At 71.3% G+C, this 20,277-nt stretch carries 18 protein-coding genes; 2 read left to right on the top strand and 16 right to left on the bottom strand.

Going from position 1 to position 20,277, the window contains the following annotated elements:
* The 7 genes from AX018_RS20685 to AX018_RS20655 all read right to left on the bottom strand — a co-directional run.
* Positions 1-284: transposase (locus tag AX018_RS20685; protein ID WP_170146310.1), on the bottom strand; the 284-nt coding region annotated here is incomplete at its 3' end.
* A gap of 132 nt (positions 285-416) precedes the next feature.
* Positions 417-1,820 carry a M20 family metallopeptidase gene (locus AX018_RS20680; protein WP_111881297.1) on the bottom strand — a complete coding sequence of 468 codons (1,404 nt, stop codon included), beginning with the start codon at positions 1,818-1,820 and terminating at the stop codon, positions 417-419.
* A gap of 40 nt (positions 1,821-1,860) precedes the next feature.
* Complete coding sequence (locus AX018_RS20675) at positions 1,861-2,736, bottom strand: ATP-binding cassette domain-containing protein (protein WP_245951738.1); 876 nt, start codon at positions 2,734-2,736, stop codon at positions 1,861-1,863.
* Between the two features lie 5 nt (positions 2,737-2,741).
* Complete coding sequence (locus tag AX018_RS20670; RefSeq protein WP_111881291.1) at positions 2,742-3,737, bottom strand: ABC transporter ATP-binding protein; 996 nt, start codon at positions 3,735-3,737, stop codon at positions 2,742-2,744.
* A 15-nt stretch (positions 3,738-3,752) separates the two neighbouring features.
* Positions 3,753-4,667 carry an ABC transporter permease gene (locus AX018_RS20665; protein ID WP_111881289.1) on the bottom strand — a complete coding sequence of 305 codons (915 nt, stop codon included), beginning with the start codon at positions 4,665-4,667 and terminating at the stop codon, positions 3,753-3,755.
* 16 nt (positions 4,668-4,683) lie between these two features.
* On the bottom strand, positions 4,684-5,601 hold the full coding sequence (locus AX018_RS20660; RefSeq protein ID WP_111881286.1) for an ABC transporter permease: 918 nt from the start codon (positions 5,599-5,601) through the stop codon (positions 4,684-4,686).
* Between the two features lie 61 nt (positions 5,602-5,662).
* The gene (locus tag AX018_RS20655; protein ID WP_111881284.1) at positions 5,663-7,198 is read right to left on the bottom strand and encodes an ABC transporter substrate-binding protein; all 1,536 of its coding nucleotides are present in this window, start codon (positions 7,196-7,198) and stop codon (positions 5,663-5,665) included.
* A 178-nt stretch (positions 7,199-7,376) separates the two neighbouring features.
* Here AX018_RS20655 and AX018_RS20650 point away from each other — a divergent pair, with 178 nt between their 5' ends.
* Positions 7,377-8,309 (top strand): LysR family transcriptional regulator, encoded by a 933-nt coding sequence (locus AX018_RS20650; protein ID WP_111881283.1) that lies wholly within the window; start codon positions 7,377-7,379, stop codon positions 8,307-8,309.
* A gap of 21 nt (positions 8,310-8,330) precedes the next feature.
* On the opposite strand, the gene AX018_RS20645 is transcribed toward AX018_RS20650, so the two are convergent.
* From AX018_RS20645 to AX018_RS20615, 8 genes are all read right to left on the bottom strand, one after another.
* On the bottom strand, positions 8,331-9,242 hold the full coding sequence (locus AX018_RS20645; RefSeq protein ID WP_111881280.1) for a hydroxymethylglutaryl-CoA lyase: 912 nt from the start codon (positions 9,240-9,242) through the stop codon (positions 8,331-8,333).
* A 28-nt stretch (positions 9,243-9,270) separates the two neighbouring features.
* On the bottom strand, positions 9,271-10,194 hold the full coding sequence (locus AX018_RS20640) for a 2-hydroxyacid dehydrogenase (RefSeq protein WP_111881277.1): 924 nt from the start codon (positions 10,192-10,194) through the stop codon (positions 9,271-9,273).
* A gap of 37 nt (positions 10,195-10,231) precedes the next feature.
* Entirely contained in the window at positions 10,232-12,250 is a 2,019-nt protein-coding gene (locus AX018_RS20635; RefSeq protein ID WP_111881274.1) for an acetyl-CoA carboxylase biotin carboxylase subunit, read from the bottom strand.
* On the bottom strand, positions 12,243-12,365 hold the full coding sequence (locus AX018_RS25945) for a hypothetical protein (protein WP_281269570.1): 123 nt from the start codon (positions 12,363-12,365) through the stop codon (positions 12,243-12,245). The genes AX018_RS20635 and AX018_RS25945 overlap by 8 nt, the downstream gene beginning before the upstream one ends.
* Positions 12,366-12,443: 78 nt before the next feature.
* A complete protein-coding gene (locus AX018_RS20630) occupies positions 12,444-13,163 on the bottom strand; it encodes a DUF4126 domain-containing protein (RefSeq protein WP_111881270.1) in 720 nt (239 codons plus the stop codon).
* Positions 13,164-13,184: 21 nt separating this feature from the next.
* Positions 13,185-13,985 carry an enoyl-CoA hydratase/isomerase family protein gene (locus AX018_RS20625; RefSeq protein ID WP_111881308.1) on the bottom strand — a complete coding sequence of 267 codons (801 nt, stop codon included), beginning with the start codon at positions 13,983-13,985 and terminating at the stop codon, positions 13,185-13,187.
* Positions 13,986-14,032: 47 nt separating this feature from the next.
* Positions 14,033-15,637, bottom strand: coding sequence for a carboxyl transferase domain-containing protein (locus tag AX018_RS20620; RefSeq protein ID WP_111881267.1), 1,605 nt, complete (start codon positions 15,635-15,637; stop codon positions 14,033-14,035).
* Positions 15,638-15,662: 25 nt separating this feature from the next.
* Positions 15,663-17,399 (bottom strand): AMP-binding protein, encoded by a 1,737-nt coding sequence (locus AX018_RS20615; RefSeq protein WP_111881265.1) that lies wholly within the window; start codon positions 17,397-17,399, stop codon positions 15,663-15,665.
* A 147-nt stretch (positions 17,400-17,546) separates the two neighbouring features.
* Here AX018_RS20615 and AX018_RS20610 point away from each other — a divergent pair, with 147 nt between their 5' ends.
* On the top strand, positions 17,547-18,668 hold the full coding sequence (locus AX018_RS20610; protein ID WP_111881264.1) for an AraC family transcriptional regulator: 1,122 nt from the start codon (positions 17,547-17,549) through the stop codon (positions 18,666-18,668).
* Here AX018_RS20610 and AX018_RS20605 read toward each other — a convergent pair.
* On the bottom strand, positions 18,637-20,187 hold the full coding sequence (locus AX018_RS20605; protein WP_111881262.1) for a histidine-type phosphatase: 1,551 nt from the start codon (positions 20,185-20,187) through the stop codon (positions 18,637-18,639). The genes AX018_RS20610 and AX018_RS20605 overlap by 32 nt on opposite strands.
* Positions 20,188-20,277: the final 90 nt, after the last annotated feature.

Genomic DNA, 20,277 nt, shown 5'->3' with positions numbered 1-20,277 from the left:
CCGCGCCAACCTGATTTTTTTAAAGCCTGCTCCAGCACGCTCACTCCGTGCTGGTCAGGCTCGCTCCACTTGCGCCAGTACGCATAGACGTTGTGCCACTTGGGGAACTGCGGCGGCAGATAGCGCCACTGACAACCCGTGCGAAGCAGGTACAGCACTGCACAGAACACTTCGTACAGATCCAGCTTGATCGGTTTGGTGCTGCGCCGAACGCTGCGCAGCAGCGGCTCGATCTCGGCAAACTTCTCTCTACTGATGTCGCTTGGGTATGGCTTTCTTTTCACCCCAGGATTGTCGGGGGAGATCGTAAACACGCTCTTAGGCCGCCCGCGCCGTGCCCGTGCACCGCCGCCGCCCTCCCCGGCGGGATCAGGCGCCGCCCACCAGCCCCGCGCCGGCCGCGGCCGGCGCGGGGCTCACGCGCGCTCCCGCACCACGGCCGGCCCCTGCTCGGCCAGGTCCCAGAACAGGCCGGCCATGATCTGCAGCGATTCGCGCGTGACATCGGCAAGGATGTGCTCGTTGGGCGCGTGCTGCGAGCAGGCCGGGTAGGAGTGCGGCACCCACAGCGTGGGCAGGCCCAGCGTCTCGGAGAACACGTCGTTGGGCAGCGATCCGCCCAGGTTGGGCAGCAGCGCCGGGCGCTTGCCGGTGGTGCGCTCCATCGAGGCCAGGCCCCAGCGCACCCAGGCGTCATCGGGGTCCAGGCGCGTGGCGGCCATGCGCACGTCGGTGCCGCGCACCTCCACGTCGCTGAAGCCGTGCGCCGCGAGGTGGGCGCGGATGTGGTCGAGGAAATGGGCCACGTCGCTGCCCACCACGTAGCGCATGTGGCAGTGCGCGCGCGCCGTGGCGGGAATGGCGTGCACCGGCATGGCGGGGTTGCCGCAGGTGAAGGCCAGCACCTCCAGGCTGTTCCAGCCGATCACGCGCTCGGCGGGCGTGAGGCCGGGCTCGCCCCAGTCCGGGTCCGTCTCCGGGTCGCCGGCGTCGCCACCGACCTCGATGTCCCGCAGCGCCACGCGCACGCTCTCGGGCAACCCGGGCGGCAGCAGGCCGGGCACGAGGATACGGCCCCGGGCATCCACCAGGGCGGCGATGGCGTGGGCCAGGCGGATGCCCGGGTTGCGCAGCAGGCCGCCCCAGTTGCCGGAATGGTGGCCGCCGTCGCGCAGGTTCAGGTGCAGGTCGAAGTTGAACACCCCGCGCGAGCCGAGGAACAGGGTGGCGCGCGAGGCCGACACACGGGGCCCGTCGGAGGCCAGGAACAGGTCGGCGGCGAGGAAGTCCCTGTGCCGCGCGCACACCTCGTTCAGCCCGGGCGAGCCGTCCTCCTCGCCCATTTCCAGGATGATCTTCACGCCGTAGCCCAGCACGCCGCGCCGCGCCTTCAGCACCTGCGCCAGCGCCGTCAGGTTGATGGTGTGCTGGCCCTTGTTGTCGGCCGTGCCGCGGCCATACCAGCGGTTGCCCTCGACGACGATCTTCCACGGCGCGAGCCCCTCGCGCCATTGCGCGTCGTGGCCGCGCACCACGTCGCCATGGCCGTACGTCAGCACGGTGAAGGCCGCGCCCTCCTCGCGCCGCTCGGCCAGCAGGAAGGGGCTCTTGCCGGGAATGGGGTTGTCCACCACCTGGCAATGGAAGCCCAGCCCCAGCAGCTGCGGCACGATCTCGTCCGTCAGATAGGCGTAGAGCTGGGGCAGACTGGCGGCGTCCTGGCTCTCGGTGCGGAAGGCGACGCGGCGCGCCAGCGTCTCCTGGAAGCGGCCGTCGTCGAAGAAGGCCGCCGTCTGCGCGATGACTGTTTCACGGGTCATGGAGTTCTCGGTCGTGGAAAGGAATCGATGGAAAGCCGGTTCACGCGAAGGCGCCGCGGTCGATGGCCGGCACGCCCAGGCCGGGCTCCGGCGTGAGCGCGGAGGCCAGCAGCATGCGGGTGTAGGGGTGTTGCGCGCGCTCGAAGATGTCCTCGCGCGCGCCCTGCTCCACGATCTGCCCGCGGTGCATCACGGCCACCCGGTCCACCAGGTGCTGCACCACGCCCAGGTCGTGGCTGATGAACAGGTAGGTGAGGCGGAACTCCGCCTTCAGGTCGAGCAGCAGGTTCAGGATCTGCGCCTGCACCGACACGTCAAGCGCCGAGGTCGGCTCGTCGCAGATCAGGATGTCCGGCCGCAGGACCAGGGCGCGCGCGATGGCCACGCGCTGGCGCTGGCCGCCCGAGAGCTGGCTGGGGACCTGGCGGTGCGTGCGCTCCGGCATGCCCACCAGGTCCAGCATGTCGCGGACCTTGCGCACCTGCTCGGCCGGCGTGCCCACGCCGTGCAGCCGCAGCGGCACGCCCACGATGTCGGCCACGGTGCGGCGCGGGTTCAGCGACGAATACGGGTCCTGGAAGATCGGCTGGATGCGGCGCGCCAGGGCACGGCGCTGGCGCGGATCGACCTCCCGGCCGTCCACCAGCACGTTGCCGGAGGTGGGCGCCAGCAGCCCCAGCAGCATCCTGGCCAGCGTGCTCTTGCCGCAGCCCGACTCCCCCACCAGCCCCAGGGTCTCGCCTTTGCGCAGGCGCAGCGAGACGTCCTGCACCGCCTGGATGGTGCCCGGCGCCTTGAACAGGCCGCGCTTGAGCCTGAAACTGCGGCTGAGCGCGCACAGCTCCAGCGCGATGTCTTCCGATCCGCCGACGACGCCCGGCGCGCCTTCGGGTGGCGGTGCGATGAAGGAGTCCATGGCGTTCATGCGGCCTCCGCAAGGGCGGGGAAAACGGGCTGCGCGGCCACGCAGCGCACGCGGTGCGACGAGGCCACGTCCACCACGGGCGGCGTGTGCGCGCAGGCCTCGCGCGCCTGGCCGCAGCGGTTGGCGAAGGCGCAGCCCTGCACTTCGCCGATCAGGCTGGGCACCACGCCGGGAATGGCGTGCAGGCGGCTGCCGGGCAGCGTCTTGCCGCGCACGGGAATGCAGCTCAGCAGGCCGCGCGTGTAGGGATGCGACGGCCGGGCGAAGAGTTCGCCCGCCGGCGCCGTCTCCACCACCTCGCCGGCATACATCACGGCCACGCGGTCGGCGATGCGCGCCACCACGCCCAGGTCGTGCGTGATGAACACGACGGCGGTGCCGAATTCCTGCTGCAGTTCGCGGATCAGCCGCAGGATCTGCGCCTGGATGGTCACGTCCAGCGCGGTGGTGGGCTCGTCCGCGATGATGAGGTCGGGGCCGCACATCAGCGCCATGGCGATCATCACGCGCTGGCGCAAGCCCCCGGAAAGCTGGTGCGGGTACTGGTGCAGGCGCTCCGCGGCCATGGGCACGCCCGTGCGCTCCAGCAGGTACACCGCGCGGTCGCGCGCCTCGCGCGCCGAGACCTTGCGGTGCGCGCGCAGGCCCTCGCACAGCTGGTCGCCCAGCGTGTACGACGGGTTGAGCGAGGTCATGGGCTCCTGGAAGACCATGGACATGCGCGCGCCGCGCAGCTGCGCCATGCCGCGCTCGCCCAGGGCCTGCAGGTCGGTGCCGTCGAACACCAGGCGGTCCGCGGTGCGCCGCGCCCGGGACGGCAGCAGGCCCATCAGCGCCAGCGACGTCATGGACTTGCCGCAGCCCGATTCGCCCACCAGGCACAGCATCTCGCCGCGCCGCACCTGGAAGTCGATGCCTCGCACGGCCTGCAGCACGCCGCGCTCGGTGGGCAGCTGGACCCGCAGGTTCTTCACATCGAGAAGGATGCTCATCGTGTTCTCCTGGGGTCAGTTCCGGCCATCCGGCGCGGTGACGTCGCGGATACCGTCGCCCACGAGGTTGATGGCCAGCACCAGCACGGCCAGGGCCACGCCGGGGATCATGATCACCCAGGGCTGGAAGAACATGTACGCCTTGCCCTCGGCCACCATCAGCCCCCACGACGGCGTGGGCGGCTGCACGCCCAGGCCCAGGAAGGACAGCGTGGATTCGAGCAGGATGGCGTGCGCCATCTCCAGCGTGGCCACCACGGTGAGGGCGCTCATCAGGTTGGGCAGCAGCTCGCACACCAGGATGTAGGGCGTGGAGGCCCCCAGCGCCCGGGCCGCCGCGATGAACTCCGCGTCGCGCAGCTGCTGCGTGGCCGAGCGCGTGACGATGGCGAAGCGGTCCCACAGCAGCAGGCCCAGCAGCACGATCACCACCTTGAGCGAGCCGCCCACCAGCGAGGCCATGGCCAGCGCCACCAGCACCACGGGCATGGCCAGGCGCGTGGTGATGACATAGCTCACCACCGCGTCCACGCGGCCGCCGAAGTACCCGGCGAGCACGCCCAGCGTGGTGCCGATGCCGCCGGCGATGAGCGCCGTGACGAAGCCGATGAGGAGCGACACGCGCGCGCCGTGGAGCAGCCGGCTCAGGTAATCGCGGCCGAGCTTGTCGGTGCCCAGGATGTGGTCCCAGCTCCCTTTGTCGTGCCACACGGGCGGAATCAGGCGCCGGGTCACGTCCTGCGCGTACGGATCGTGCGGCGCGATCCAGGGCGCCAGCACGGCGGCCAGCACCGCGAGCAGCAGCAGGATGCCGCCCAGCGTCAGGCCGCGGTGGCCGACCACGCGGCGCAGGGCCCTGCGCCAGGCGGGCACGGGCAGCACGGCCAGCGGCGACGCGGTCGCCGGCAGCGGAAGGGAAGACGTTGCCATGGTGGAGTCGCTCCTGTCAGCGGGTGCGCATGCGCGGGTCGAGCGCGGCATTGAGCACGTCGGCCACGAAGGTGAGGGCGATGTAGAACGTGGCGATGATCAGCACCACGGCCTGCACCACGGGATAGTCGTTGCGCGCGATGGAGTCCCAGGCGAGCTGCCCCAGGCCCTGCAGCGAATAGACCGACTCGATGACCACCGAGCCGCCCAGCATGAAGCCCAGCTCCACGGCCGCCAGCGCCACCACGGGGATGATGGCGTTGCGCAGCGCGTGCTTGAACACCACGCGCGCCGGCGACAGGCCCTTGGCCCGCGCGGTGCGGATGTAGTCCGACCCCATCACGTCGAGCATGCCGGCCCGCGTGAGGCGCATCAGCGACGGCATGGCGTAGTAGCCCAGCGCCACGGCGGGCAGCACGAAGTGCTGCCAGCTCGTGTTGCCCGCCACGGGGAGCCATCGGAGCCCCACGGCGAAGACCACGATCAGCGCCAGCGCGAACCAGAAGTTGGGCATGGCCTGGCCGATGGTGGCCACCATCAGCGACAGCCGGTCGATCCACGTGTCGCGGTAGATGGCGGCCAGCACCCCCAGCGGGATCGCCACCAGCACCGCCAGCAGCAGCGACACGGCGCCCAGCCGGAGGGTGATGGGCAGGCGCTCGCCGATCAGCTCCATCACCGAGTTCTGGAAGTAGAAGGAGCGGCCGAAGTCCAGCCGGGCGGCGGCCGCCAGCCAATCGAAGAACTGCGTGGCGATGGGCCGGTCGAGACCGTACTGCACGCGGATCTTCTCCACGTCGGCGGCGCTCGACTCGGGGCCGGCGATGGCCGTGGCCAGATCGCCCGACAGGTGCAGCAGCATGAAGCTCACGACGGCGACCGTGAGCATGACGCACAGCGCCACCCCCAGTCGTCGCAGGATGTAGGTCAGCATGGTGGGGGCTCGGCGTGGGGGGCGGAGGTGTGGCGGGTGCTTGCGCGGCGGCCTGCTCGGCTTACTTCCAGCTCGCCTGCACGAAGCGCGGCAGCTCGTCCGGCTGGGACTCGAAATTCAGGTCCTTCGTGAACGCGTAGTTCGTCGAGTACGAGAAGATCGGCGCCCACATCGCCTCCCTGGAGATGCGCTCCAGCGCCTGCGAATACTTGACCAGGCGGTCGGTCTTGTCCACGCTGCTGTCGGCGGTCTGCAGCAGGGCGATCACCTGGGCATCCTTGGCCGTGTCGTCCGGCCCGCCCTTGAAGAAGTTGCCCACGAAGGCCGAGGCATCGTTGATCGAATACGAGCCCCAGGCTTGGAACGTGAGCGGCGCGCGGCCCGAACGCAGTTCGGTGCGCAGCGCCGGGTACTGCACGAAATGCAGGCGCGCGCGGATGCCCACCTTGCGCAGGTCACCGACCAGGGCCTCGGCATACTCCCGCTCGCGGTAGGCCCACAGGTCGGTGTCGAAGCCGTTGGCATAGCCGGCCTGGGCCAGCAGTTCCTTGGCCTTGGCCGGGTTGTATTCATAGCGCACCACCTTGGTCGTCACGCAGCCCACCTGCGTGCGGAAGCACGGCGCATACACGGGCTGGCTGCCGCCGCGCACGAGGCTGTCGGCAAAGCCCTTGCGGTTGATGGCGTAGTTGACCGCCTGGCGCACGCGCGCATCCTTGAACGGCGCCGACTCCGGCGTGCTGCCGGCATTGTTGATGGACATGAAGCCCACGCGCATGGTCTCTCCGCTGAGCACCGACAGCTGCGGCATGGCCTTGAGCGATTCGGCCTGGTCGGCCGGCACGCGCCAGATCCAGTCGATGGCCCCCGTCATGAGCTGGGCGGCGCGGGCCTCGGGGTCGCGCACCACCACGAACTTCACGGTGCCGATCCGGGCCTGGCCCAGCGGGCTGCCCTTGTAGTACGACGCGTTCTTCGCCAGGGTGACACCCTGGCCGGGCACCACGGAGGTGATCCGGTAGGGCCCGGTGCCGACGGGTGCCTTGCTGTAGCCCTCCATGCCCGCTTTCTTGAAGTACGCGGCAGGGTAGATCGGCGTGGGGCCGGCCAGGTACTCCAGCGCGGCGGGGAACGGCGTCTTGAGGTGGATGCGCACCTGCAGCTCGCCCACCTTCTCGGCGCTCTTGATCCAGTCGGTGTTCTGGCGCGTGGCGATCTTGGCGTCGGGGCCATTGACCACGTTGAAGGTATAGACCACATCGTCGGCCGTGAACGCATCGCCGTTGTGGAAGGTCACCCCCGGGCGCAGCGTGAGCAGCAGCGCGGTGGGCGACTCCCACTTCCATTCGGTGGCCAGCTGGGGCTTGTATTCGCCGGTCTTCGGATCGCGGTAGATCAACGTGTCCCACGCCATGTTGGCCAGGATCACGCCCTCGCGCATGTTGTTGTGGTACGGGCTGACGTTCTCGACCTCGTTGTCGGATGCATAGACCAGGGTGTCGTTGGCCTTGCCCGCGAAGGCCGCCGTGGCGGCCGACAAGGCGGCCAGCACCGCCAGAGAACCATGACGCACCAGTTTGGTAGCGATGTGACCCATTTCGGAACCCCTTCAGAAAACGAAAAAAGGAATGCGCTTTCCGAAGCAAGAATGGGACACAAAAGGCGTTCGCACTATTACTGATTTCGCAGGCCAGCGATGCCGCGGCGGCAAGGCAGGAGCACACGCCCCGCGCGCGAGGGCCGGGCTGGCACGGCCCATGCAATCATGCGGCGCCATGAACCACGCCCCCCTCATAGCCCGCCAGCTGCAGGACACCGCGCTGCGCTACTTTCTGGAAGTGGTGCGGTGCGGATCGATCAGCGAGGCCTCCGAGCGCCTGAGCGTCGCGGGCTCCGCCATCAGCCGGCAGATCGCCTCCCTGGAAGACATGCTGGGCTGCACGCTGTTCGAGCGGCACGCGCGCGGCATGGTCGCCAGCGCCGCGGGCGAGCTGCTGGCCACGCACGCCCTCAAGTCCGCGCACGACGCCGAACGCGTGGTGCAGGAGATCCAGGCACTGCAGGGCATGCGGCGCGGCCGCGTGCGCATCGCGGCCGCCGAAGGCTTTGCCATGGAGTTCCTGCCCCGGCTGATCAGCGACTTCAACGCCGAGCACCCGGGCGTGCAGTTCCACCTGAGCGTGCACGCCCCCGCCGACTGCACGCGCAAGGTGCTGCACAGCGACGCCGACATCGGCATCGTGATGAGCCGCCACACCGAGAAGGACATCAAGGTGGAGCACCTGCAGCCCTCGCCGCTGGGGGCCGCCGTGCGCCACGGCCATCCGCTGACGCGCTTCCGGCAGGTGAGCCTGTCCCAGCTGCTGGCCTACCCCATCGCCCTGCCGGAGACCGACACCACCGTGCGCCAGCTGTTCGACATCGCCTGCAGCCGCCAGCGCCTGGCCGTGGAGCCGGTGCTGACGAGCAACTACATCGCCGCGCTGTTCGGATTCCTGCGGCACCGCCCCGATGGCGTCACCGTCTGCGGGCAGATCTCCGTGCGCTACCAGGTGGACCGGGGCGAGCTGGCCTTCGTGCGGCTGCGCGACAAGGGGCTGGACCTGCGCAACATCGAGGTGCAGACCCTCATCGGGCGCGCGCCCTCCCGGGCCGCGCAGGCGTTCCTGGACTACCTCAAGGCACGGCTCGGGGAGCCCCTGCGCTGAGCCGCGGCCCGGCGCCCGGCCTCACCCCGCCCGCCGGTTCAGCAGCGCCGTGGCCGCGCGCGAATTCGGCTTGCGCCCCAGGAAATCGCTGATGTAGGTGCCCGCGTCGATGAGCCGGTCGAGGTCGATGCCCGTCTCGATGCCCATGCCGTGCAGCATGTAGACCACGTCCTCGGTGGCCACGTTGCCCGTGGCGCCCTTGGCGTAGGGGCAGCCGCCCAGCCCCGCGACGGAGGTGTCGAAGCGCCAGATGCCCAGCTCCAGCGAGGCCAGCGTGTTGGCGAGCGCCTGGCCGTAGGTGTCGTGGAAATGGCCGGAGACATCGTCCACCGCGTAGTGCGCCAGCGTGGCCTCGATGGCGCGCTGCACCTTGCGCGGCGTGCCCACGCCGATGGTGTCGGCCACGCCGATGTGCTGCACGCCGATGCCCTTCATGAGTCCGGCCAGGTAGCCGACGCGTTCGGGCGCGACCTCGCCTTCGTAGGGGCAGCCCACGGTGCAGCTCATCGCGCCGCGCACGTGGATGCCCGCCGCGCGCGCGGCCTCCACCACGGGGGCGAAGCGCTCGATGCTCTCGGCGATGCTGCAGTTGATGTTCCTCTGGCTGAAGGCCTCGCTGGCCGAGCCGAACACCACGATCTCGTCGGGCCGGTCGCGCACGGCCGCCTCGTAGCCCTTGAGATTGGGCGTGAGCACGGAATAGCGCACGCCCGGGCGGCGGTCGATGCCGGCCATGACCTCGTGGTTGTCGGCCATCTGCGGCACCCATTTGGGGCTCACGTAGCTGGTGACCTCGATCTCCACGAGGCCCGCGGCCTGCAGGCGGTGGACGAGGCCGATCTTGACCTCGGCGGGCACGGGCGATTTCTCGTTCTGCAGCCCGTCGCGGGGGCCGACATCGACGAGCTGGACGCGGGCGGGAAGGGATGGCATGGAAAAGCTCCTTGCAGAAGGTGTGATGTCAGTAGCCGCGCGCGGCGTCGACCACGCCGGCCACCGCCTCGCCACGCTGCAGGGCGGCGATCTTGCCGGCGATCTGGGCGATGCTTTCGCCGCGCAGCGTGCGCGCGGAGGTGTGCGGGGTGACGGTGACGCGCGGGTCGGTCCAGAACGGGTGCCCCTGCGGCAGCGGCTCGGTGCGGAACACGTCGAGCGTGGCGCCGGCGACGTGGCCGCTCTCCAGCAGGGCGAGCAGGTCCTCTTCCACCAGGTGCGCGCCGCGCGCGACGTTGACCACGTAGGCCCCGGGCAACAGGCGCGAGAGGGTTTCGCGGCACAGGATGTCCGTGGTCTCGGGCGTGAGAGGCAGCAGGTTCACGAGCACGCGGCTGCCGGCCAGGAAATCCTGCAGGCCCCGGGCGCCATGGTGGGTGCGCACGCCCTCCACCACCTTGGGCGATCGGCTCCAGCCCTGCACGGGGAACTCGAAGTGCGCCAGCGCCCGCGCCACGCGCTCGCCCAGCACGCCCAGGCCCATCACGCCCACGGGGAAATCCTGGCGCAGGCGCGGCTTGCGGAAGGCCCACCGGCCCTCGCGCTCCGCGTCCGCATAGGCGTCGAACTCGCGGAAGTGGCGGATGACCGCGTGGCATACGTACTCGGCCATCTGCACGGCCATGCCGGCGTCGTCGAGCCGCACCACGCGGCAGCCCGCCGGCAGCCGCAGGCGCAGCAGCGCATCCACGCCCGCGCCGATGTTGAAGAGCGCGCGCAGCCGGGGCTGCTCGTCCATGAACTGCTGGGACGGCGCCCACACCACGGCGTATTCGGCCTGCGGCGCGCCGGGCTCCCAGAGGGTGACGCGCGCGCCCGGCAGGGCGGCGCGCAGGCCGTCGAGCCAGGGCCCGGGCGAGGTGTCGGTACAGCAAAAAAGGATGTCGGTCATGCCCTGGAGCCTATCTCAGCCCGGCGGTGCGCCGCGCTCATGCGGCGGCCGCGAGGCGCAGCAGCTCGGCGCCCTCGGCCACCTGGTCGCCCGGGGCATAGAGCAGCTCTTCCACCGTGCCGTCGGCCGGCGCGGCGATGGTGTGCTCCATCTTCATCGCCTCCATCACGGCCAGGGCCTGGCCCCGGGCCACGCGCTCGCCCGCGCGCACCGCGAAGGACACCACCTTGCCGGGCATGGGCGCCGTGAGCCGGCCGCCCTCGGCCTGGGCCTCGCCCGCGTGCGCCAGCCGGTCGATGGCCACGAGCTGCACGGCGCCGCGCGGCGTGAAGACGTGGCGCGCATCGCCGTGGGCATACACGTGCGCGCGGGTGCGTTCACCGGCGAACTCCAGGTCGATGGCGCCCCCCTCCCCGCATGCGAAGGCCAGCGGCCCCTCGGCCAGCACGCTGCCTTCCGCCTCCACGCGCAACTGCGGCGCGCCGCCCGGCCGGTAGGTGAGCACGGCGCACGCCGGCAGGCCGCCGGCCTCGACGTCGAAGCGCCGATGGGCGTTCCCCCAGGCCTGCCAGCCGTCGCGGCGGCCCAGCGGGTCGCCCGGGCGCTCGGCCGCGCGCTCGGCCAGCAGCGCCTGCGCGACGGTGGCGGCCACCGCGAGCGGCAGCGCCACGGGCCGCTGGTGGAAGAGCGCCGCCTGCTCGCGCGGGATGAGCGCCGTGTCGAGCCGCGCCTGCGAGAACGATTCGGTGCGCAGCACGTGCCGCAGGAACTGCACGTTGGTCGCCAGCCCCACGATGTGCATGCGCGCCAGCGCCTCGTCCAGCCGCGCCAGGGCCTGCTCCCGCGTGTCGCCGTGCACGATGAGCTTGGCGATCATGGAGTCGTAGAAGGGGCTGATGGCGTCGCCCTCGCGCACGCCGTCGTCGATGCGCACCGCGCCGCGCGCGAAGTGCTCGCAGGGCGGCCTGCGGTAGATGGCGAGCCGGCCCGTGGCGGGCAGGAACTGGTGGTCGGGGTTTTCGGCGCAGATGCGCGCCTCGATGGCGTGGCCGTGGATGCGCAGTGCGTCCTGCGCGAGCGGCAGGGGCTCGCCCGCCGCCACGCGCAGCTGCCACTCCACGAGGTCCTGGCCGGTGATGGCCTCGGTAACGGGGTGCTCCACCTGCAGGCGCGTGTTCATCTCCATGAAGAAGAACTCCATGGCGCCGCCCTCGCGCTGTTCGACGATGAACTCCACCGTGCCCGCGCCCACGTAGCCCACGGCCCGGGCCGCCGCCACGGCGGCCTCGCCCATGCGCGCGCGCATCTCCGGCGGCAGGCCGGGCGCGGGGGCTTCTTCCAGCACTTTCTGGTGGCGGCGCTGCACGGAGCAGTCGCGCTCGAAGAGGTGCACGCAGTGGCCGTGCGTGTCGCCGAACACCTGGATCTCGATGTGGCGGGGGCGCTGCACGTATTTCTCGATGAGCACGGCGTCGTCGCCGAAGCTGTTCCGCGCCTCGCGCTGGCACGAGGCCAGGGCCTCGGCGAAGTCCTCGGCCCGGTCCACCGCGCGCATGCCCTTGCCGCCGCCGCCCGCGCTGGCCTTGATGAGCACGGGGTAGCCGATGCGGCCGGCCTCGCGGGCGAGCAGCGCCGGGTCCTGGTCATGGCCGTGGTAGCCGGGCACCAGCGGCACGCCGGCCTGCTCCATGAGCTGCTTGGACTCGGCCTTGAGCCCCATGGCCTGGATGGCCGAGGGGGGCGGCCCGATGAAGACCAGGCCCGCATCGGCGCAGGCCCGGGCGAACTCCTCGTTCTCGGAGAGGAAGCCGTAGCCCGGGTGGATGGCCTGCGCGCCGGTGCGGCGCGCGGCATCGAGGATGCGCTCCCAGCGCAGGTAGCTCTCGCCGGGCGCGCTGCCGCCGATGTGCACGGCCTCGTCGCAGGCGGCCACGTGCCGCGCCGAGGCGTCGGCATCGGAATACACGGCCACGGTTTTCACGCCCATGCGGCGCGCGGTAGCGGCCACGCGGCAGGCGATTTCACCGCGATTGGCAATCAGGATCTTCTCAAACATGGGTGACCTCCGCGGTGAAATCGCCTGCGCACGCTGCGCGTGCCAGGCCGTTTGCCGAAACGTCTGCGCTGCAGCCGTTTTCACCACAGTTGGCGATCAGAATCTTGTCGAACATCGTGCGTCTCCAAAGGCGGGCTCCGTCCAGGGCTCCGCGCCCCGGGGTCGCCCGGCCGTCATCGTTTTCCGGAAAAGATCAGGCGGCCCCGGCGGGCCGCGCGAAGAAAGCGGACACCCTGCGCAGCACGGCGCGCAGGAACTTCAGCAGCACCGCCAGCAGCAGGGCCGAGAGCGCCACCATCAGCGCGAGCGCGATGCCGAAGGCCACCGGGTGCTGCGTGGCCAGCCACACCACGCCCACTACGAGGCCGTCCTCGAAGAACGACAGCAGCCAGTTGGACAGGGGCTCGGGCGAGGTGTTGGCGGCCGCGCGCGCGGTCATCTTGGTGGCCAGGGCCGTGGCCGAGAGCGATCCGCCCAGCAGGCCGGCCGCCACGGCCAGGGCGCCGTGGTCGGCCCCGAACACGCCCGCGGCCAGCAGCGCGCCGGCCGGCACGCGGATCGCGGCATGGGCGGCGTCCCACAGGCTGTCGAACCAGGGCACCTTGTCGGCGATGAATTCCACGCACAGCAGCAGGCCGCTCACCAGCAGCACGGCCGGGTGCTGCAGCATGCGCAGCCCCTCGGGCAGGGCCAGCCAGCCGCCCGCGCCCATGGCCCCCACGAGGAAGACCACGGCATAGAGGCGGAACCCGCTGGCCCACCCGAGCGCGGCCGCGAGCGCCAGCAGGCCCGGCATGTCCAGCGCCCCGGTGGCGCGGCGGGCCTGCTCGGCCACCTCGCGCGCCGCGCCCGCATCGACGTGCAGGCCCGCGGCATGCAGCCACTGGACGATGTGCAGCCAGAGCGCATCCATGGAGCGGCGGCGCGCGGCCCGTCAGCCCTGCGCCTGCCACGCGGGCTTGCGCTTTTGCAGGAAGGCCTGCACGCCCTCGCGCCCCTCGGCGCCCGCGCGGATGTCGGCGATGGAATCCACCGTGGAGGCGACGAGCGCATCGTCGATGGGCCGGCCGGCGATGTCCTGCACCAGCCGCTTGCCGGCGGACACGGCCTGCGGGCCGGCCGCCACGATGGCCTGCAGCACGGCGTCGAGCTTTTCGTCGAGCAGCTCGAAATCGACCACCTCGTGCACGAGGCCGATGCGCAGCGCCTCCAGCGCGCCGAAGCGCTCGCCCGTGACGAAGTAGCGCCGCGCGGCGCGCTCGCCCATCGCGCGCACCACGTAGGGCCCGATGGTGGCGGGGATGAGGCCCAGGCGGACCTCGCTCAGGCAGAACGCCGCCGTATCGACCGCCACGGCCACATCGCAGGCCGCCACCAGCCCCACGCCGCCCGCATACACGTCGCCCTGCACGCGGGCGATGGTGGGCTTGGGGCATTCGTTGAGCGTGCGCAGCATGGCGGCCAGGCGGCCCGCGTCCTCGACGTTCTCGGCACGGGAATAGTCGGCCATGCGGCGCATCCAGTTCAGGTCCGCGCCCGCGCAGAAGGTGGGGCCCTCGGCGGCGAGGACGATGGCGCGCACGCCCTCTTGCCGGCCCAGCGCCTGGAAGGCGGCGGTGAGTTCGGCGACCACTTCGTCGCTGAACGCATTGCGCGCCTCGGGCCGCGCGAGCGTGACGCGCGCGATGGCGCCGGCCTGTCCCACACGCAGATGGCGGTAATCCGTTGTCGTCATGGTGAAGTCCTCCTGGGCTCGGTTGGGAAAAAAGCGCGCGGCGGCCCTCACATGCGGAAGACGCCGAACCTCGTGTCCTCGATCGGCGCGTTGCGCGCGGCGGCCAGCCCCAGCGCGAGCACGCGGCGCGTGTCGGCGGGGTCGATGACGCCATCGTCCCACAGCCGCGCGGTGGCGTAATAGGGATGTCCCTGCTCTTCGTACTGCCGGCGGATGGGCGCCTTGAAGGCCTCCTCCTCCTCCGGGCTCCACGCGCCGCCCTTGGCCTCGATACCGTCGCGCCGCACGGTGGCGAGCACGCTCGCGGCCTGCTCGCCGCCCATCACGGAGATGCGCGCGTTGGGCCACATCCACAGGAAGCGCGGCGAATACGCGCGCCCGCACATGCCGTAGTTGCCCGCGCCGAACGAGCCGCCGATGACGACGGTGAACTTGGGCACCGCCGCCGTGGCCACGGCCGTGACCATCTTGGCGCCGTTGCGCGCGATGCCCTCGTTCTCGACCTTGCGGCCCACCATGAAGCCGGTGATGTTCTGCAGGAACACCAGCGGGATCTTGCGCTGGCAGCACAGCTCGATGAAGTGCGCGCCCTTCAGGGCCGACTCGGAGAACAGGATGCCGTTGTTGGCGATGATGCCCACGGGCATGCCCTCGATGCGCGCGAAGCCCGTGACCAGCGTGGTGCCGTAGCGCGCCTTGAACTCGTCGAAGGCGCTGCCGTCCACGATGCGGGCGATGATCTCGCGCACGTCGAAGGGCTTGCGCGTGTCCACGGGAATCACGCCATACAGCCCATCCGCTTCAAAAGCAGGAGCAACCGGATCAATGGATTCGGCGACGTGCGGCCGATTCCGGTTCAGGTTGCGCACCGCGTTGCGCGCCAGCTGCAGCGCGTGCAGGTCGTTCTGCGCGAGGTGGTCGGCCACGCCCGAGAGCCGCGTGTGCACGTCGCCGCCCCCCAGGTCCTCGGCGGTGACCTCCTCGCCGGTGGCGGCCTTCACGAGCGGCGGGCCGCCCAGGAAGATGGTGCCCTGGTTCTTCACGATGATGGATTCGTCGCTCATCGCGGGCACGTAGGCGCCGCCGGCCGTGCAGCTGCCCATCACCACCGCGATCTGCGCGATGCCCTGCGCGCTCATCTGCGCCTGGTTGTAGAAGATGCGGCCGAAGTGGTCGCGGTCGGGGAAGACCTCGTCCTGGTTGGGCAGGTTGGCGCCGCCCGAATCGACGAGGTAGATGCATGGCAGGCGGTTCTGCTGCGCGATCTCCTGCGCGCGCAGGTGCTTCTTCACCGTGAGGGGGTAGTAGGTGCCGCCCTTCACCGTGGCGTCGTTGCACACCACCATGCAGTCCACGCCGCTCACGCGGCCGATGCCGGCGATCAGGCCCGCACCGGGCGCTTCGTCGCCGTACAGGCCGAGCGCGGCGAGCGGCGCGATCTCCAGGAAGGGCGAGCCCGGGTCCAGCAGTTCGCGCACGCGGTCGCGCGGCAGCAGCTTGCCGCGCGCCGTGTGCTTGGCGCGCGCGGCTTCGCTGCCGCCCAGGGCGGCCTGCGCGGCGCGCTCGCGCAGGTCCTGCACCAGCGTACGCATCGCGGAGGCATTGGCCTGGAAGTCGGCGGAACGGGGGTTGAGGCGGGATTCGAGGATCATGTCGGAGCGGGGAACGGGGTCGTCGTCAGGCGGTGGCACGTTCGGCAAGGCCCAGCCGCTGCTTCATCGCATCGCGGATCTTGAACTTCTGGATCTTGCCGGTCACGGTCATGGGGAACTCGGCCACGAAGCAGATGTAGCGCGGCACCTTGTAGTGCGCGATCTGGCCCTGGCAGAAGGCGCGGATGCCCTCCTCCGTGGGCGGCTCTCCGGGCCGGGCGATGATCCAGGCGCACAGCTCCTCGCCGTACTTCTCGTCGGGCACGCCCACCACCTGCACGTCCTGCACCTGCGGGTGGCGGTAGAGGAATTCCTCGATCTCGCGCGGGTAGATGTTCTCGCCGCCGCGGATCACCATGTCCTTGATGCGGCCCACGATGTTCACGTAGCCCTCGGCGTCCAGGGTGGCGAGGTCGCCGGTGTGCATCCAGCCATCCGCGTCGATGGCCTCGCGGGTCCTCTCCGGGTCGCCCCAGTAGCCGTACATGACCGCATAGCCGCGCGTGCACAGCTCGCCCGGCCGGCCGCAGGGCACGGTCTCGCCGGTGTCGGGGTCGATGACCTTCACCTCCAGGTGCGGCTGCACCTGCCCCACCGTGGAGACGCGCCGCTCCAGCGGCGTGTCGGCGCTGCTCTGGCAGCTCACGGGGCTGGTCTCGGTCATGCCGTAGGCGATGGTGATCTCCGACAGGTGCATGTCGCCCGCCACGCGCTTCATGACCTCGATGGGGCACGGCGAGCCGGCCATGATGCCGGTGCGCAGGGTGGAGAGGTCGAACTCGCCGAAGCGCGGGTGCTGCAGCTCGGCGATGAACATGGTGGGCACGCCGTGCAGGCCCGTGCAGCGCTCGGCCTGCACCGCCTCCAGCACCTTGAGCGGGTCGAAGCCGTCGCTCGGATAGACGATGGTGCTGCCGTGGGTCACGCAGGCGAGGTTGCCCAGCACCATGCCGAAGCAGTGGTAGAGCGGCACGGGGATGCAGAGCCGGTCCTCGGGCGTGAGGCGCATGCACTCGCCGATGAAAAAGCCGTTGTTGAGGATGTTGCGGTGCGTGAGCGTGGCGCCCTTGGGGAAGCCGGTGGTGCCGCTGGTGAACTGGATGTTGATGGGCTCGTACGGGTCCAGCGCGGCGGCGGCCGCATCGACGCGCCCGTCGCCCGCATCGCCGCGCGCGATGAGCGCGGAAAAGCGCAGCAGGCCGGCCTCCCCGGCCACCCCCGCGTCCTGCCCGGGCCCGTCGATCCACACCACCGTCCGCAGGTGCGGCAGCCGCCGCGCGGCGAGCTGCCCCGGCGCCTGCTGCGCCCACTCGGGCGCCAGCTCGCGCAGCATGGCCAGGTAGTCGCTGGCCTTGAAGCGCGCCATGGCCACCAGCGCCTTGCAGCCCACCTTGTTCAGCGCGTACTCCACCTCGGAGGTGCGGTAGGCCGGGTTGATGTTCACCAGGATCAGGCCCACCTGCGCCGTGGCGAGCTGCAGCAGCACCCACTCGGCGTTGTTGTGCGACCAGATGCCCACGCGGTCGCCCTTGCGCAGCCCCAGGCCCAGCAGGGCGCTGGCGAGGCGCCGCGCCTCGGCGTGCAGCTGCGCGTAGGTGAAGCGCAGCCCCTGGTGCACGCTCACGAGGGCCTCGCGGTCCGGCTGGCGCGCCGCCATGCCGGCGAAGAACGCCCCCAGGGTCTGCTCGATCAGGGGCGCCGTGGTGACGCCCCGCGCATGGCTGAGGGCGAGCGGACGGGCGGAGGGATCGGACGCGGTCACGGCATGTGTCTCCTGGGCTTGCGGTCTCCGGTCCCCTGGCGGGACGGGCCGGCGTTTCGCCACAGCATACGCCGCCCGGCCCTCTCCGGGTCCACCGATCGGGCCAGACAGGTTGCAAATCGTGCCAGCAGCCGCCACACTGCCGCCATGCCCTCCGCGCCCCGCCCCACCGCCCGCGTACCCGCGCCGCCGGCCCGGGAGCCCGTGGCGGCCACGCCCATGGCCTTCGTGCGGGCCATCGTGCGGGCCTATGCGCGGCGCGGGCTGAGCCCCGCGAACGCGCTGGCCACGGCACGGATCGCGCCAGAGGCCGTGCAGGATGCGCACGGCCGCATCACCGCGCTGCAGATGGAGGCCCTCTCGGCCGCCGCCATGCGTGAGCTGGATGACGAGGCCCTGGGCTGGTTCTCGCGGCGCCTGCCCTGGGGCAGCTACGGCATGCTGGCGCGCGCCTCGATCAGCGCCCCCACGCTGGGCCTCGCGCTGCGGCGCTGGTGCCGCCACCACGCACTCATCGCCGACGACATCGGCCTGCACCTGGGCACCGAGGGCGGCATCGCCACGCTGGCGCTGGCCGAGCACCGCGACCTGGGCGCGCTGCGCGAGTTCTGCACGGTGTCGGTGCTGCGCAACGCGCTGGGGCTGTCGTGCTGGTTCATCGATTCGCGCCTGCCGCTGCTGGACGCGGCCTTCCCGTTCGCGCCGCCGCCGCACGCGGCGGTGTATCCGCTGCTCTTCGGCGTGGCGCCGCGCTTTCGCGCGCCCCAGGCCCTGCTGCGCTTCGATGCGCGCTACCTCGGCTTGCCGCTGCAGCGCGACGAGGCAGCGCTGCGCCAGATGCTGCAGCGCGCCCTGCCCCTCACCGTGCGCCAGTACCGCCGCGACCGGCTGCTGGTGCAGCGCGTGCGGCAGGCCCTGGCCCACGCGCCCGAGCAGCCCTGCAGCGCGCAGACGCTGGCCGCGCAGCTGCACGTGTCGCCGCGCACGCTGCACCGCCAGCTCAAGGAGGAAGGCGCCTCGCTGCAGGCGCTCAAGGACGAGGCGCGCCAGCAGCGCGCGCGCGATCTGCTGCACCGCACCGACCGGCCCGTCAAGCACGTGGCGCAGGCGGCCGGGTTCGCCAGCGAGAAGAGCTTCATGCGCGCCTTCCGCCAGTGGACGGGGCTCTCGCCAGCCGAGTACCGGCACCGGCAGCGCGCCGGGGAACTGGCGGCGGCCCCACCGCCACCGCCATCGCTCACAGGCCGTAGCAGCGCCGCAGGCCGGTGAACTCGTAGTAGTGGCTGCCGCCGGCATGGCGCGCGGCCTCGCAGGCGGCGGGGAAATCCACCTCCTGCTCGTTGAACAGCATCTTCACGAGCACCGTGCCCCGGCCGTCGCGCACCACGTCCCATTGCACGTTGGTGGCCATGGGCGAGACGTCCTCGCCGCGCCAGGGGTTGTTGGCATAGGCATAGGTCTGGGCGCGCGGCACCGGCGTGGAGGCATTGCGCAGGCCCAGGCGCGCGGCGAACGGGATCATCACCTCGGCATGCGTGAAGCGCAGGCGCGCCACGCGCTCCAGGCGGCCCTGCGCGATGAGGCCGACCTCGTCGAAGAAGTCCTGCAGCAGCGCCTGCGTGAAGCGGGTGGTGACGCCGCCGTACTCGGTGGCCGAGGGGCCCTTGCCGTAGAAATCGTCGATGTCCTGCAGGTAGGCAAAGGTGGGTGCGTGCTCGGCGGGCAGGTAGGCGTCGAAGTCCACGCCGGTTTCCTGCCGCATGCCGGGGGCGATGATGTAGAGCTCGTAGATCAGCGCCGCCGCGTCCACGATGCCCTGGATCTTCGTCTTGCCGTCGCCCGTGAGCGTGCTGGTGAAGCGGCCGTCGGCGCTGGAGAAGGTGTGCGTGCCGTTGTTGGAGAAGGTGTAGGTGCCCGCGTCGAGCTTGTCGATGAAGGCCGCCGAGAAGAGCCGCTCCAGCACGGAGCGCGCACGGGCGCGAACCTCGGGCGCGGCCCGCGCGGCCGCCACCTTGGCGGCCGCCTCGGCGCCGAAGCCGGCGGCATCCTTGGCCGCCGCGTAGCGCTGGTAGTCCAGGCTGGCGGCGAGCACCGAGGCCCGCACGCTGGTCGCATCGGCCACCGCGTCGGTGGTGGCCGAGAGCTTGTGCGGATAGAGCTGGAAGCGGTCCACCACCGCCGGCGCGATGGCGCCCGCCACGGCGGGGGCCGACGCGGCCAGCGAGGCGGCGAAGAACTGCGAGCTGTCCACCGCGCGGTCCTGGCCGGAATGCAGCACCTCCACCTGCCGCGGGCGCCCCTGGAAGGTCTGCCCGGCGAACAGCTCGGCATCGCGCTGCGCCAGCCGGGCCGCGAGCTGGCGGTGCTCGGCGATGCCCACCTGGGTGAGGTTGCCGTAGCCCGGCGTGCCGATGCCCGCCACGCCCCAGCCGAGCACGAAGTTGGCCCGCATGATCGTCTGCACATCAGGGCCGAGCTGGCGGCCCAGGGCGGTGAGGGCCCCGTCGGCCTGGGCGCGCGTCCACAGGTTGAGCACGGCGTCGTCGTACTTCATGCTGGAGAGCCCCCGCGTGCCGTGTCGGGCCACGAGTTCGGCATACACCTTGGCGAAGCCCGGGGGCGGCGCCTCGTAGCTGTCCGCCGACTGGCGGGGCTGGTAGGCGGTCTTGGTGGCGTAGTCGCCGGCGGGCGCCTGGGACACGCCGCTTCCGCCGCCGCCTCCACAGGCGGCCAGGGCGAGGGCCAGGAGCGAAAGGGCCCAGCGGAAAGGAACGGCAGGGGATGGCATGGAGCAACTGATCAAAGTGACAAAGCCGGCAAGGCTATGCGGCCATTGCGACAGCGGCATGACACACGGCGTCTGCCCACTCACTGGCCG

Source organism: Paracidovorax anthurii, from assembly GCF_003269065.1.
In the GTDB taxonomy this organism is placed as follows: domain Bacteria; phylum Pseudomonadota; class Gammaproteobacteria; order Burkholderiales; family Burkholderiaceae_C; genus Paracidovorax; species Paracidovorax anthurii.
Note: the sequence above shows the minus strand (reverse complement) of the source record. Positions and strands in the feature narration are given on the sequence as shown.